The following is a 15264-nucleotide window of genomic DNA, read 5'->3' on the forward strand; positions in this document are numbered from 1 at the left end:
AATATCAATAGTGTAAAATTATGTTATACTAATTATTATAGTTAAATTTTAGAGTAAATTTTCATAGGAGGAAATTATGGTAAATATAGAACAAAGATTAGTTAAAGAATTAGAAATTACTTTAAAGCAAGTAGAAAATGTAATTAAATTATTAGATGAAGGCAATACAGTGCCGTTCATTTCTAGATATAGAAAAGAGCAGACAGGTGGATTAAGTGATTATGTTCTTAGAAAGTTTTTCGAAAGATTAACTTATTTAAGAAATTTAAAGGAAAGAAAAGAAGATGTTTTAAGATTAATAGATGAACAAGGTAAGATTAATGATGATATAGTTAAAGCTTTAGAAAAAGCAGATACATTAACAGAAGTTGAAGATATCTATAGACCTTATAAGCAAAAAAAGAGAACAAGAGCAACAATAGCTTTAGAAAAAGGTTTAAAACCATTAGCGGATTTAATTTTAGAAGGCAGCTTTAAGGGAAATTTAAATGAAGAAGCTTCTAAATATATAGATGAAGAAAAAAAGGTATTAACTGTAGAGGAGGCTATAAATGGATCTTTAGATATAGTTGCAGAAGCAATATCTGATGATGCAAGCTTTAGAAAGTGGATAAGAGAGCTTGTAATGAGAGAAGGAAAAATAGAATCTAAAGGTTCAAGTGAAGAACCAACTCCTTTTGAAATGTATTATGAATATAGTGAAGATGTAAATAAAATTCCTGCTCATAGAATATTGGCTATAAATAGAGGAGAAAAGGAAAAAGTTTTATCTGTAAAAATAGTTGCAAATGAAGATAAAATAATAACTTATCTTCAAAATAGATTATTAAAAAATAATGAAACTACAGATGAATATTTAAAATCAGCGATTAAAGACTCACTTAAGAGATTAATATATCCATCAATAGAAAGAGAAATAAGAAGTGAATTAACTAATAAGGGTGAAGAAGGAGCAATATTAATTTTTAAAGAAAATTTAAAAGCACTTCTTATGCAACCACCTATAAAAGGAAAGGTAGTTATGGGATATGACCCAGGGTTTAGAACAGGTTGTAAGGTTGCTGTTTTAGATCCTACAGGAAAGTTCTTGGAAAAGGCTACAGTATATCCTACAGTTCCAAGAAGTGATATAGCTGGAACTAAAAAGATATTAAAGGAACTTGTATATAAATATGATGTTGATGTTATTTCTTTAGGAAATGGTACTGCATCTAGGGAATCAGAAGAAGTTATATCAGAAATGTTAACTGAAATAAAAAGTGAAAGTGGCAAAGAATTAGCTTATGTAATAGTATCAGAAGCAGGAGCTTCAGTATATTCTGCATCAGAATTAGCTGCTAAGGAATATCCAGATTTAGATGTTACTATAAGAGGGGCTATATCTATAGGTAGAAGACTTCAAGATCCTATGGCAGAGCTTGTAAAGATAGATCCAAAAGCAATAGGAGTAGGTCAATACCAACATGATGTTACACCTAAGAGATTAGAGGAATCATTATCTGGAGTAGTTGAAGATTCTGTTAATAAAGTTGGAGTTGATTTAAATACTGCAACACCATCTCTTTTAACTTACATTGCAGGGATAAATGCTTCAATAGCAAACAATATAGTTGCATATAGAGATGAAGTAGGTGAGTTTAAGAGCAGAAAAGAGTTATTAAAGGTTAAGAGATTAGGACAAAAAGCATATGAACAATGTGCAGGTTTCTTAAGAGTTATGGAAAGTAAAGAACCTTTAGATAATACGTCAGTTCATCCAGAGTCATATGATGCGGCTGGAAAGCTTATTACTATATTAGGATATACTAAAGAAGATTTAAAAAATAGAAATTTAAATGACATAGAAGAAAGAGTAAAAGCCAAAGGATTAAATAACTTAGTTAAAGAACTAGAAATTGGAGAATTAACTTTAAAGGATATTATAAAAGAGTTACAAAAACCAGGAAGAGACCCTAGAGAAGATATGCCAAAGCCAATTTTAAAAACAGGAGTTATTGATTTGAAAGATTTGACTCCAGGAATGACTCTTTTAGGTACAGTAAGAAATGTATCAGACTTTGGAGCTTTTGTTGATATTGGTGTTCATCAAGATGGGTTAGTTCATAAAAGTCAAATGGCTAATAAATTTGTTAAACATCCTCTAGATATAGTTAGGGTTGGAGATGTTATTAAGGTTAAAATTATGGAAGTTGATACAAAGAGAAAGAGAATTTCATTAACTATGAAGGATATTGATTAGTTAACTATTTATATTAAAATTAAATTTTGCTTGCATTATGTATATAATGCAAGTTTTTTTATTATAAAGCAATATTAATTTATGAAAGATAAAATTATATATTATATGAATTTTAACTTTTTTTATTGGAAAATTATATTAGTGTATAACTTTAAATAATAAATGAAGAGTATTTGAGTAGAAGGAGATTTGTAAAAAGTTACAAAAAAACAATAAAAATATACTTTGTAAATATTTATAAAAGTGGGTCGAGCTTGTTTGCAAAAAAACCATTTGTGTAATTATAAATATGTAACCTGAGTTAAATAATTTAATATCTTGTAAGGAAAAATAAGTACTTGGAAGTTATAATATGTCATTGAGAGGTTTTGTTGAAGAGAAAATAGAGTTAAGTAATATTGAATATATAGAGCTAATGCTTATTTATTTAATATTACTGAAAAGGAATTAGCACATTTTTTACAATTAGATAATGAGAATTTCTTAGCTGTATATTATAGTGAAGATGGTATGGAAATTTATATATATTCTTATTCAGATAAATTAGCTGTTTTTAGATAATCTATCATCAGAAAATTTAATTAATAATTGGGTATTAGAAGATATAAGTGATATAGACGAAGATAGCTATAACAATTACTTAGAATATGCTGAACAAATGTCGGAAGTTTATTTAGAAAAAAATATTGGTCCAATAGAAGTTCTTAGACCAGAATATTCTATGGATATTGGCTATATATCAAGTTTTTATGATTTAGCTAATATTTATACTGTTATGCAAGAGGATGAAAACTTAAAATATACTACTTATTCAGTAAGTAATAAGTTTTTAGGAAAAGATATTATTTCAATAATTTCTAAGAGTAATAAAAAAGAAATTGCAAAGGATTTTATTTCATATGTAATTGATAAAAAGTCACAAGAAATTAATAATTATAAAGGTATTCCTATTAATAAAGAAACTCTTTTAAGTATTTATAATAAAAATGTAGGAAATGATAATTTAGGTGGAATTGGTATAAGTGGAGAAGAATATTTAATGGATGAGATATCATTAGATGAAGCTTTAGATAAAATAAACATTGATTTAGAAATATATTTAATGGAATAGATAAAATTAAAGTCAATTAATAATATTATAAATATTTTAAAGAATGGATAATATATTGATATTCTATTGAAAAATACAAATTTTAGTAATATAATAGAAAATGAAATAAATAATGAATATCTTCAGGGCAGGGTGGAATTCCCTACCGGCGGTATAGCCCGCGAGCATTTTTGCAGATTCGGTGTAACTCCGAAGCCGACAGTAAAGTCTGGATGAAAGAAGGTAAAAGTTAAATTATATAAATATGCTATTGATAATAAGTTTATTGTTTAATTTATTGGCAATAGTAGTTATATTAATTAATAGTTTTGTTTTGTTTTTAATGCCCTGATATTTATAACATCAGGGCTTTTTTGTATGAATTAAACATTAGAAATAGTACAAACTATTATTAATTATATTTGATAATTTAACTGTTGCCCCAGAGGATAACTTTTGGGAGGAGAAAATATATGAATTCATCAACAAATTTAAACAAAACAATTAAGGTTTCTTTATTGGTAGCTATTTCAGTAGTGCTTATGTATTTTGATTTTCCGATAATACCTGCATTTCCATGGTTACAAATTGATTTAAGTGAGGTTCCTGCATTAATGGGAGGATTTGCTTATGGGCCAATAACCGGAGGAATTATAGTTATTTTAAAAGTAATTTTAAGATTTTTATTAAAAGGAACTGGAACTGCATTTGTAGGAGAAATTGCAAATATAATAGTTGGACTTGCGTTAGTAGTTCCAGCAGCATATATATATCATAGAAATAAAAGTAAAAAGACTGCGATTATTGGAATGTTTAGTGGGGCATTAGTAATGCAGATAGCAGGGATATTAGCTAATATATATATATTATTGCCATTATACGGAATGCAAATGGAGGGTGCAGCATTAGCAAATTACGTATTTTTAGGAATAGTTCCTTTTAATGCAGCAAAAGCTTTAATGGTATCAGTAATTACTTACTTATTATATAAGAAGGTGTCACGTGTGATATTTAAGGTTGATAGCAAGTTTGAAAATACTAAAAAAGAAGTAGCGTAAAAATTAGTTGCATTTAGGTAGAATTTTAAATTCAAAATAAATGCAACTTTTTTTAGTCAAAAAAAGAGTAGATACAGGGGGAGTGTAATCTACTCTTTTATTTAATAGGGAGATATTAATAGTTTGTCCTAAAATTAAATTTTTATACAACAAATAAAATAATTATATGAAGATATAAATTTTTTCTAGAATAAGTTTACTTTTTCTAGAATATGTTCACTACAAAATCTTTGAAAGCAATATAGTACTTATATAAACTTATATTAAATAGAAAAACTTTTGGAGGATAAGGGTATGAATAAATTTGAGATTAGGGAAGAGTTTTATGTAAATAATGAAAAAATAAAAATAATATCAGGAGCATGTCATTATTTTAGAATAGTTCCTGAATATTGGAGAGATAGGCTTGAAAAGTTAGTTTTTCTTGGATGTAATTGTGTTGAAACATATATTCCATGGAATGTTCATGAAGCAGAGCAAGGAATATTTGATTTTTCTAAAGGAAATGATATAGCTAAGTTTGTAAAAATAGCACAAGAATTAGGTCTGTATGTTATTTTAAGGCCATCACCATTTATTTGTGCGGAATGGGAGTTTGGGGGGCTTCCATATTGGTTATTAAAAGATGATTCAATGATTGTAAGGAGTACTTATAACGGTTTTTTAGAAGCTGTTGATAAATATTATGATGAATTATTTAAGGTTATTTCACCATTACAAATAACAAATGGTGGGCCTGTAATAATGATGCAAGTAGAGAATGAATATGGATCATATGGAAATGATAAAAAGTATTTAAAAGCAATAAAGGATTTAATGATTAAGCATGGGTGTAATGTTCCTTTATTTACATCAGATGGTGCTTGGGATTCTATGTTAGAAGCAGGAACATTGTGTGATGAAGGGGTTATACCAACTGGTAATTTTGGTTCATCATCAAAAGATCAGTTAAAAAATTTAGAGATATTTATGAATAAAAAGAAAATTAAAGCTCCCCTTATGTGTATGGAATTTTGGATTGGATGGTTTAGTTCATGGGGAAAAGAATTAAAAGTAAGAGATTATAAAGACGCTGCAAATGAGTTGAAAGAAATATTAGATTTAGGAAGTGTCAATATATATATGTATCATGGTGGTACAAACTGGGGCTTCTATAATGGAGCAAATTATTATGATGAAGTAGAGCCACAAATAACATCTTATGATTATGATGCTCTTTTAACAGAGTGGGGAGAAAAAACGGAAAAGTATAATGCATTTAGGGAAGTTATTTCTGAATATAAAAATATAGAGGATAATACTAATTCAACTAATATTAAGTTTATTAATTATGGAAAAATAAAACTTTCTAACAAAGTATCATTGTTTAATACTATAGATAGAATTGCTAAACCAGTATATAATGATTTACCACTTAATATGGAAAAGTTAAATCAAGGTTATGGATATATATTATACAGAACAAATATTGAAAAAGATATGACATCTGCAAATACAGCTAGGATAGTTGATTGTAATGATAGAGCTATAGTATATTGTAATGAAGAGCATATAATTACTCAATCAAGAGAAAAAATAGGTAAAATATTTGATTTGAAGTTTGATACGGCAAAGGATAATAGATTAGATATATTAGTTGAGAATGAGGGAAGAATAAATTATGGATATAATTTAAGAAGTAGCATGCAAAAGAAGGGTATTAAAGGTGGAGTACAGTTAGATATACATTTTCACCATGGATGGGATCACTATTGCTTAGATTTTAAAGACATTAGTAATATTGATTTTAATGGTGGATATAAAGAAAATACCCCAGCATTTTATGAGTTTACTTTTAATGTTGAAGAAAAGGGAGATACTTTTATAGAGCTTGATAAGTTTGGTAAAGGATGTGCATTCATAAATGGATTTAATTTAGGAAGGTTTTATGATGCAGGACCAACATTATATTTATATATTCCAGCACCGTTATTAAGAAGTGGAGAAAATAAAATAGTAATATTTGAAACAGAGGGAAGATATTCAGATTATATAACACTAAGTAATAAGCCACTTTTGAAATAAATGTTAAAATATAAAATTGGAGGATAGCTTTGCTATCCTCTTTTCCACATTATAATTGCATCTTCATTATTATCTGAATAATATCCTTTTCTTAAACCTTCTTTTTTAAAGTCAAACTTTTTATAAAGATTTTGAGCTGGAATATTAGAAGCCCTTACTTCTAAAGTGATATCTTCACAATTAAAAGTTTTACACACTTCAAATAATTTTATCAACAATTCTGAAGCAATCCCTTGTTGTCTATATTTGGGATTTACAGCTATATTTGTAATATCTCCTTCTCCAGCAATTATCCACACTCCAACAAATCCAATAACTTCTTTTGTGGATAAATCTTGTGCAATAACATATTTTGCTAGTGAATTATTTAGCTCGTTATTAATTGAATCTAAAGTCCAAGGGATAGCAAAGCATTCTTTACTTAACTCATACACACCATTTATATGAGATTCATTCATAAGACTATAATCTATTTTCATTTTTCATAGCCAACCTTTGTTCTAACTCTCTTTCAGCTTGAGGCTTTTTAATATAAAGTGGAGCAGAATTCATATCATCAATTTCACCAGCTTTAATTTTTTCCATTCCAAGTTCGCCAAGAGAAGAAGCTCTTATAATACTTAAATGATTTGGAGCAAACTCACAGTTATTAACGTTCTTAGTTAAAAACTCTTTATGTTTAAATATCCCATCACCTGTAAATATAACCTTTTCACCTTTTTCATTTAAAATATCAGCAAGTTCACTTAAATCTAAAGCAGTGCAATCTAGTATTTTAACTAATTTTCCATCAATATTTTTATAAAGACCAGTATAAACACTTTCTCTTAAAGCATCCATAACAGGACAAATTATGCCATCAAAAGTTAATAAAGAGTTAGCTAATGCATCTAAGCTTGAAATTGAAACATAAGGTTTGTTAGATCCCATGCTCATTCCTTTAATAGTAGCCATTCCTATTCTAAGTCCCGTAAATGAACCAGGGCCTTTAGAAACAACGAATCCATCAACTTCATTTATGTCAACTTCGCAGTCTTTTAAAAGAGTTTCTATCTTTTCCATTAAAATAACAGAATGTTCTCTTTTGAAATTTAAAGTATATTCACCAAGAATAAATTCATCTTTAAGTAGAGCAACAGTAGTTACTAAAGATGAAGAATCTACACTTAAAACTATCATATTTTTAACTCCTTTATATAATTATATCTTTCTCCATATGGAGTTATAGTTATTTTTCTAAAATCTTCGCCTTTTTCTAAATCTTTTTCTATGTAAATATGTAAAAAATCTTTTGGAAGTATCTCTTCTATATAATTTGCCCATTCTATAATTGAAACAGCATCTGAAAAAATATAATCATCAAATCCTATAGCATATATTTCATCAGGATCTGAAACTCTATAAACATCAAAATGATTTAATTTTAAACGACCAGAATCATATTCATTTACAATAGTAAAAGTAGGACTTGTTATATAGTCAGTTATTTCTAAACCTTTAGCAATTCCCTTAGTTATATGAGTTTTACCAGTACCTAAATCACCAGTCAAGCAAATTATATCACCGGCATTTAATAGTCTACCAAGAGTTACTCCAAGGTTAGTAGTTTCCTCCACGCTATTAACAGAAAAAATCATGTTAAAATCCTCCCTTTATAATTAGTTAGTAGTTTTTATTTAGTGTTTAAGTTAATATTTTTTATATAATTAAAAAACTGCGTTAGCAGTTTTAAAATTAACTTTTAACTCTTAACTTTTAACTCTTAACTATTAATAGTATTTGCTATTTTATATTTTATCCAAAAAGTACGAAAAAGAAAAGAATAATAGAAAAATAGTAGAAAAATATTGATTTTATATTTAACATAATGTATAATAAGTTTGTACTTAGGGGTATCGTATATCGGTAGTACAGTAGTCTCCAAAACTATTAGGCTAGGTTCGATTCCTAGTACCCCTGCCAAAGAAACTAGTAAGATTATCTTGCTAGTTTTTTTTATATTTTTTTATAATATAAAAATTTGTGAGTTTATACAAAGAGAACAAATGTTTGAATAAGTTTAATAATTAGGTTAATACTTTAAAATAAAATAATTATATAGAATTGTAAGGTAAAGGAGAAGTTATGGATAGGGCATTAGATATATTAAAACAATATTATGGATACAGTTCATTTAGGGATGGTCAGGAAGAAATAATAAGAGAAATATTAAATGGAAATGATGTTTTAACTATCATGCCAACAGGAGGCGGTAAATCTATTTGTTACCAAGTTCCAGCATTAATATTAGATGGAATAACACTAGTTATATCACCATTAATTTCTCTTATGAAGGATCAGGTAGATAATATAAATAACTTGGGAATTAATTCTGCTTATATTAACTCTTCATTAAGTAATGTAGAAATAAACAATATTTTAGATGAAGCGGCACGAAATGAAATTAAAATATTATATGTTGCTCCAGAAAGATTAGAATCACAAGCATTTTTAGAGCTTATATCTAGTATTAATATTTCAATGGTGGCTATAGATGAAGCTCATTGTGTTTCACAATGGGGGCATGATTTTAGAAGTAGTTATAGAAGAATAAGTAGAGTGATATCAATTTTAAGAAATAGACCTATTGTTACAGCATTTACAGCTACAGCTACTAGTGAGGTTAGAGAAGATATAATAAAACTTCTTGAATTAAATAATCCGAAAGTATTTATATCGGGGTTTGATAGAAAAAATCTTAAGATTACTATAGAAAAAGGAGTAAATAAAAAAAATTATATTTTAGATTATATAAATAATAATAGGAATGAATCAGGAATAATATATGCATCAACTAGAAAAGAAGTTGATAGTCTTTATGAGTTATTAACATCAAAGGGATTACAAGTAGAAAAATATCATGCTGGACTTAGTGATGAATATAGAAAACAAGCTCAAGAAAGCTTTATATATGATAAATGCAATATAATAATTGCTACTAATGCTTTTGGAATGGGAATAGATAAATCTAATGTTAGATATGTAATACATTATAATATGCCAAAAAATATTGAAGGATATTATCAAGAAATAGGTAGGGCAGGGAGAGATGGTGAAGAAAGTGAGTGTATAATGTTATTTTCACCAGGAGATGTTCAAACCCAAAAGTATATTATTGAAACGGCAACAGAAAACAGTATGAGAAAAGAAAATGAACTTTCTAAATTACAGACTATGATAAATCTAGTTTATACACAAGATTGCTATAGAAAATTTATACTTAATTATTTTGGTGAAGCATATGATGATAAGTGTAATAATTGTAGTAATTGTGAAGCACCGGGCGAGTTAGTAGATAAAAGTGTTGATGCTCAAAAGGTTATATCTTGTGTTTATAGAATGAATCAAAGATTTGGTATAGGAATGGTAGTAGATGTTTTAAGAGGATCCAAAAATAAAAAGGTTTATGAGCTTAGATTTGATGAATTATCTACATATGGAATAGTTAAAAACTACACTAAGGATACATTAACAGAATTTATAAATATGTTAATTTCACATGGATTTTTAAATTACAAAGGTGAATATCCTGTTTTAACATTAAATCAGTTATCTATGGAAATAGTTAAAGGAGAAAGAAAGGTATTTGTCAAAGAACAAGTAGTTAAGAAGATTAAAATAGAAGAGAATGAACTATTTACTATATTAAAAGAATTAAGAATGGATATTTCGAGGGAGGAAAAAATACCACCATACATGATATTCGGAGATGCTACACTGAAAGAGCTTAGCAATAGAATGCCAATAACAAAAGAACAATTCTTAGATATAAGCGGAGTTGGAAATTCTAAACTTAATAAATATGGTGAAAAGTTTATGAGTAAAATAAAAGAGTATATAGAAGAAAAAAATATAGAGGTTACTTGGAGCTTTAATAAGGTTAAAAATAATAACAATATATCTTTTGATGATGTTTTAGATAAAGAAGAAAATAAAAAGAAAAAAGAGAAAAATAAAAATGGTGAAGAAAAAGTAAAATCGCATTATATAACTGTTGATTATATTAAGGCTGGTAAATCTATTAAAGAGGTTGTTAAGGAGAGAGAATTAGCTTTAGTTACAGTTATGGGACATATTCAGCAATATATTTCCGAAGGAAATGAAGTAGATTTTAAAATACCTTTTGATGAATTTTTTAATGATGAAGAAGAAGAAATAGTTTTAAAAGCTATAGATGAAGTGGGATACAATAAATTAAAGTCTATCAAGGAAGTAGTTCCACAGGAAATTAGTTATGATGCAATAAGAGCAATAGTATTAAAGAAAGTAATTAATGAACTTGCCTAATAAACTAAATTCTAGCCTTAAAGATAAAAGTTTTAGTTGACAATTATTATGTTAACATGATAGAATGATTACTGTTGAAGGGGTATCGTATATCGGTAGTACAGTAGTCTCCAAAACTATTAGGCTAGGTTCGATTCCTAGTACCCCTGCCAAAGACTTAGCAAAATTTGATAAGTCTTTTTTGTATATAAAAATTTATGGTATAATTATGGCTAAAGTTATGGGGGAAAATTGATGATTAATAAACTTAAGAAGAGTATCTTTGTTATATTTATTCTATTTATAGTAAATAGTAATTTAGTTTTTGCAGAGAGTAATATAAGTAATAACGGAGGTATTAATTTTAAAAGAATCACTGTTGAAAATGGGTTATCTCAAACAACAGTAGAATATATATATCAGGATTCGGATGGATATATGTGGTTTGGGACTGATAACGGTTTAAATAAATATGATGGTACCAATTTTGAAGTATATAAGTATAAAGGGACAAATAGCAATAAGGATAGTATATCAGGAGATATTATCGTTGCTATAGAAGAAGATAGCGAAGGTTACTTATGGATTGGAACAACTACTGGATTAAGTAGATTAGATAGAAAAACAGGAGAAATAAAAAACTATTTAGCCGATGGAAAAAGTGGAAGTATATCTAATGGTAATATATGCGAAATATTTATAGATTCAAAAGAAAGAATGTGGGTATCTACAGCTAATGGATTAAATTTATATGATAAAAAGAGTGATACTTTTACTAGAGTTCTTTATTCTAATAATTATAATGTTTTAACTAGTCAGTCAATATATAGTATTGTGGAAGATAGTAATAATGTATATTGGATTGGAACTGATAAGGGATTAAATAAATATAATGAGGATACAGGTGAAATAACCAAATACACAAGTACAGATAAAAAGAAATTAATAAGCAATAATTCAATATATGATTTGTATATGGATAATAATAATATATTATGGGTATCAACAAGTGGTGGTGGATTAAATAAAATTAATACTAAAAGTGAAGAGAGTATAGTTTTTAGAAATGATCCTAATGAGAAGAATTCTATTCCATCAGACTATGTAAAAAGTATTTTAAGAGATTCAAATGGAGATATGTGGATTTGTACAGACAACGGACTAGCTAGACTTGATGAAAAAACAAATAAATTTACTGTTTATAATTCGAAAATTTATGATACTAGTACTCTTGTTAATGATAGAGTTATAAGTATATGCGAGTCAAAGTTAGGAACATTATGGATAGGGACTTATGATGGTTTATGTTTATTTAATCCTAAGGATATTTTTATTACATATAAAAATGACCCATTTAATGATAATACTTTGAAAAGTAATATGATAATGGGAGTTTATAAAGATGATGATGGATATATTTGGGTTGGAACTAATGATGAAGGAATAAACATAATAGATAAAGAAAATGATAAAGTATATAGGCTAGACAAGCAGGGGGAATTAAATAGCTTATTAACATCTAAAGATATAACAGTTATAAATGGATATGGAAATAAGATATTTATAGGAACGAATAATGGTATAAACATTATTGATAAAGATAAAAAAGAAATACATAAATATTTAGAGAGTGATAGTGACTTTGACAGTGATAGTAGTAAAATAAGAGAAATATTTATTGATAATGATAACTTGCTTTGGATAGGTTCTAGGGGTGGTTTATATACTTTAAATAATGATTATGAGTTGAGAAATCTAAATAATATATTTAAAGATAATGGCATTAAAGAGAATTTAGTTTCAAGTATATATGAAGATGATGATGGTGAAATGTGGATAGGAATGAGTGTTGAAGGTGGGTTATTAAGATACAATAAAGCTACTGGAGAATTAATAAATTACAAAAGTAGTGATGAAAACGGAATATCACATAACTCAATAAAAGATATTAATGGAGATTCATTAGGGAATATATGGATAGCTACTAATTATGGACTAAATAAATTTAGTAAAAATGAAAATAAATTTACTCAATATACAGAAGAAATGGGACTAGCAAATAATTTTGTATACGGAATATTATTTGATGAAGAAAATAATCCCTGGGTTAGTACTAATTATGGATTATCTAAATATGATGTTAAAAAGAGTAGATTTATAAATTTTAGTATAAGTGATGGATTACAAGGAAATGAGTTTAATGGATATTCATACTTTAAAGCTAAGGATGGAGAAATGTTCTTTGGAGGAATTAGAGGATTAAATAGTTTCTATCCAAAAGATTATAAAGAAAATATTATAAGTAATACTGTGAAGATTAGTAAGGTGAAAATTGATGGTGAAAGCATTAATTTTGATGATGTAATTAAAATTAATAGAGATAACAATAGTATACAAATACAGTATTTTTTACCAGATTATAGAAATGTATCTAAAATAAAATATTATTATAAGATGGAAGGTATAGATGAAGCTTGGATAGAGTTAGAAAATGGAAATTATGTAAACTATAATAATTTATCAGCTGGAAATTATAAATTTTTAGTTTTAGCAATGAGTTCTTCGGGGGAAATGAGTGAGGTAAGTAGTATAAAAATAATTAAGGAATCACCTATATTTATGACAAAAACGGCATTTGTTATTTATATACTTATAATAGCATTTATATTATATAGAAGATGGAATAGAGTAAATATATTAAATAGGCTTGTTGAAGAAAGAACTATAGAGTTAAATAATAAATTAATAGAGAATAGAATTCTATATGAAAAGTTAATCAATCAAGAAAAGAAAAAAAATAATTATTTTATAAACTTATCCCATGAGTTAAGAACACCATTGAATGTTATTTTATCTATAGAGCAATTAATAACAGCATTAAATAAAAAGGATGAACATATTAATAAGGAAAAATTGAATAACTATATGGATGCATTAAGAAGAAACTCTAAACGATTATTAAAATTAATAAATGATATTATAGATACTGCTAAGATAGAAGCTGGTATGTATAGATTAGATATAACTAATAATGATATTATTTATTTAGTTGAAGAGCTAGCGTTATCAATGAAGGATTTTATTGAAAGTAAAGGAATAGAATTAATTATAGACCCTGAAATAGAAGAAAAAATAATTGAGTGTGATACTGGAGAAATTGAAAAATGTATAGTTAATATATTAGGTAATGCAGCTAAATTTACTAATAGTGGAGGAAAAATAGAAATAATAATTAATGAAGAAGATGGTTTTGTTAATATAAGAATAAGAGACAATGGTATTGGAATAGATGAAAAGGATATTGAAGCTATATTTGATAGATTTGGGCAGGCATACAATAAAAAATCAGAAGAGTTTGGTGGAAGCGGAATAGGTTTAAGTCTAAGCAAACAAATAATTGAATTACATAATGGAGAGTTACTAGTAAATAGTAAATTAGGATATGGTAGTGAATTTACTATAAGATTACCAGAAAGACAACCATAATTTGAATGTTAATAGATGATATTCATTTAATTGACAAGCAAATATTTATAATGTTAAAATTATATTATGCCTAAATTGAGAGTAATCTGAGTTTAGGCTATCTTTTTAGTACCATAAGGTAAGGAGCAAAGGTATGATAGTTGAAAAAGTTTTAAATAATAATGTAGTTGTTTCAATAGATCCTACAAACAAGAAAGAAGTAATTCTTATGGGAAGTGGTATAGCATTTAATAAAAAGCCTGGTCAATTAATTGACAGCAAAAAAATAGAAAAAACATTTATAGTAGATGATGAAAATTTAGGAAATAAGATAAAGAAACTGATTAATCAAATTCCAGATGGAATATTTGAACTAACAGATGAGATTATAACTCATGCAATAGTTGAATTAAATGTGGAATTAGATAAACAAATTTATGTTTCCCTAGCAGATCACATAGCTTTTGCTGTAAAAAGATTTAAAAATGGAATTACCATAAAGAATGAATTATTAAATGAAATAAGAAGAGTTCATAGAACAGAATTTAGAGTTTCATTATGGGCTGTTGATTACATAAACAAAAGATTAAAAATTAAGCTTCCAGAAGATGAAGCTGGATTTATAGCATTACATTTTGTAAATGCAAGTTATAAAGAAACTACAATGAAATCAGTGGAATCAACTAAAATAATAAAAGATATATTAAATATTATTAAGTATTATTTTGCTATAGAGTTAGATGAAGATGATTTAAATTATGATAGGTTATTAACTCATCTAAAATATTTTGCAAAAAGAATTGTTAATAATAATCAACATAATAGTACCGATTCCAGTTTTGTAGAAATTATATCAAAAACTTATCCAGAAGCATATGGATGTGCAAGAAAGATAGGTGAATATATATCTACACATAATGATTATCATGTAAATGATGATGAATTTGTATATTTAACTATGCATATACAAAGAGTTATATCTGTTGCAAGAGGAAAAAAATAAAAGTATAAAGTAATAGCCCTAAACTTAATATGCTTAGGGC

10 protein-coding genes, 2 tRNA genes and 1 riboswitch are annotated in these 15264 nt (G+C 26.8%); of the genes, 9 read left to right on the forward strand and 3 right to left on the reverse strand.

Annotation, left to right across the window (positions count from 1 at the left end):
• Positions 1–76: 76 nt before the first annotated feature.
• The 4 genes from HCG76_RS02070 to HCG76_RS02085 all read left to right on the forward strand — a co-directional run bounded on the left by HCG76_RS02070 (position 77) and on the right by HCG76_RS02085 (position 6451).
• Positions 77–2239, forward strand: a complete 2163-nt coding sequence (locus HCG76_RS02070; RefSeq protein ID WP_221699023.1) for a Tex family protein — start codon at positions 77–79, stop codon at positions 2237–2239.
• Between the two features lie 658 nt (positions 2240–2897).
• Positions 2898–3350: a hypothetical protein gene (locus tag HCG76_RS02075; protein WP_221699022.1), complete on the forward strand. Its 453-nt coding sequence runs from the start codon at positions 2898–2900 to the stop codon at positions 3348–3350.
• Positions 3351–3464: 114 nt separating this feature from the next.
• Positions 3465–3578: riboswitch (FMN riboswitch) on the forward strand.
• Positions 3579–3802: 224 nt separating this feature from the next.
• Positions 3803–4387: an ECF transporter S component gene (locus HCG76_RS02080; RefSeq protein ID WP_221699021.1), complete on the forward strand. Its 585-nt coding sequence runs from the start codon at positions 3803–3805 to the stop codon at positions 4385–4387.
• Between the two features lie 294 nt (positions 4388–4681).
• Positions 4682–6451 (forward strand): glycoside hydrolase family 35 protein, encoded by a 1770-nt coding sequence (locus tag HCG76_RS02085; RefSeq protein ID WP_221699020.1) that lies wholly within the window; start codon positions 4682–4684, stop codon positions 6449–6451.
• Positions 6452–6483: 32 nt separating this feature from the next.
• Here HCG76_RS02085 and rimI read toward each other — a convergent pair whose 3' ends face one another.
• The 3 genes from rimI to tsaE are packed head-to-tail and all read right to left on the reverse strand — an operon-like array spanning position 6484 to position 8088.
• Positions 6484–6930, reverse strand: coding sequence for a ribosomal protein S18-alanine N-acetyltransferase (gene rimI / locus HCG76_RS02090; RefSeq protein ID WP_221699019.1), 447 nt, complete (start codon positions 6928–6930; stop codon positions 6484–6486).
• Positions 6914–7630, reverse strand: coding sequence for a tRNA (adenosine(37)-N6)-threonylcarbamoyltransferase complex dimerization subunit type 1 TsaB (gene tsaB / locus HCG76_RS02095; protein ID WP_221699018.1), 717 nt, complete (start codon positions 7628–7630; stop codon positions 6914–6916). Before tsaB ends, rimI begins: the two co-directional genes overlap by 17 nt.
• Entirely contained in the window at positions 7627–8088 is a 462-nt protein-coding gene (gene tsaE, locus HCG76_RS02100; RefSeq protein ID WP_221699017.1) for a tRNA (adenosine(37)-N6)-threonylcarbamoyltransferase complex ATPase subunit type 1 TsaE, read from the reverse strand. The genes tsaB and tsaE overlap by 4 nt, the downstream gene beginning before the upstream one ends.
• A gap of 251 nt (positions 8089–8339) precedes the next feature.
• Here tsaE and HCG76_RS02105 point away from each other — a divergent pair.
• The 5 genes from HCG76_RS02105 to licT all read left to right on the forward strand — a co-directional run bounded on the left by HCG76_RS02105 (position 8340) and on the right by licT (position 15224).
• Positions 8340–8413: transfer RNA gene (locus HCG76_RS02105), tRNA-Trp, on the forward strand.
• A gap of 162 nt (positions 8414–8575) precedes the next feature.
• Positions 8576–10777 (forward strand): DNA helicase RecQ, encoded by a 2202-nt coding sequence (recQ, locus tag HCG76_RS02110; RefSeq protein WP_221699016.1) that lies wholly within the window; start codon positions 8576–8578, stop codon positions 10775–10777.
• A gap of 78 nt (positions 10778–10855) precedes the next feature.
• Positions 10856–10929, forward strand: a tRNA-Trp gene (locus HCG76_RS02115).
• An 82-nt stretch (positions 10930–11011) separates the two neighbouring features.
• Complete coding sequence (locus HCG76_RS02120; protein WP_221699015.1) at positions 11012–14242, forward strand: ligand-binding sensor domain-containing protein; 3231 nt, start codon at positions 11012–11014, stop codon at positions 14240–14242.
• A 133-nt stretch (positions 14243–14375) separates the two neighbouring features.
• Entirely contained in the window at positions 14376–15224 is an 849-nt protein-coding gene (gene licT / locus HCG76_RS02125) for a BglG family transcription antiterminator LicT (protein ID WP_221699014.1), read from the forward strand.
• The last annotated feature ends 40 nt before the right edge of the window (positions 15225–15264 follow it).

The organism is Clostridium sp. K13, assembly GCF_019734195.1.
In the GTDB taxonomy this organism is placed as follows: Bacteria; Bacillota; Clostridia; order Clostridiales; family Clostridiaceae; genus Clostridium.

Bases quoted from the DNA above. Each gene is read 5' to 3' on its own strand.
- tsaB (WP_221699018.1), bottom strand. From the start codon at position 7,630: ATGATAGTTTTAAGTGTAGATTCTTCATCTTTAGTAACTACTGTTGCT.
- HCG76_RS02075 (WP_221699022.1), top strand. From the start codon at position 2,898: ATGTCGGAAGTTTATTTAGAAAAAAATATTGGTCCAATAGAAGTTCTT.
- licT (WP_221699014.1), top strand. From the start codon at position 14,376: ATGATAGTTGAAAAAGTTTTAAATAATAATGTAGTTGTTTCAATAGAT.
- HCG76_RS02120 (WP_221699015.1), top strand. From the start codon at position 11,012: ATGATTAATAAACTTAAGAAGAGTATCTTTGTTATATTTATTCTATTT.
- HCG76_RS02070 (WP_221699023.1), top strand. From the start codon at position 77: ATGGTAAATATAGAACAAAGATTAGTTAAAGAATTAGAAATTACTTTA.
- rimI (WP_221699019.1), bottom strand. From the start codon at position 6,930: ATGAAAATAGATTATAGTCTTATGAATGAATCTCATATAAATGGTGTG.
- recQ (WP_221699016.1), top strand. From the start codon at position 8,576: ATGGATAGGGCATTAGATATATTAAAACAATATTATGGATACAGTTCA.
- HCG76_RS02085 (WP_221699020.1), top strand. From the start codon at position 4,682: ATGAATAAATTTGAGATTAGGGAAGAGTTTTATGTAAATAATGAAAAA.
- tsaE (WP_221699017.1), bottom strand. From the start codon at position 8,088: ATGATTTTTTCTGTTAATAGCGTGGAGGAAACTACTAACCTTGGAGTA.
- HCG76_RS02080 (WP_221699021.1), top strand. From the start codon at position 3,803: ATGAATTCATCAACAAATTTAAACAAAACAATTAAGGTTTCTTTATTG.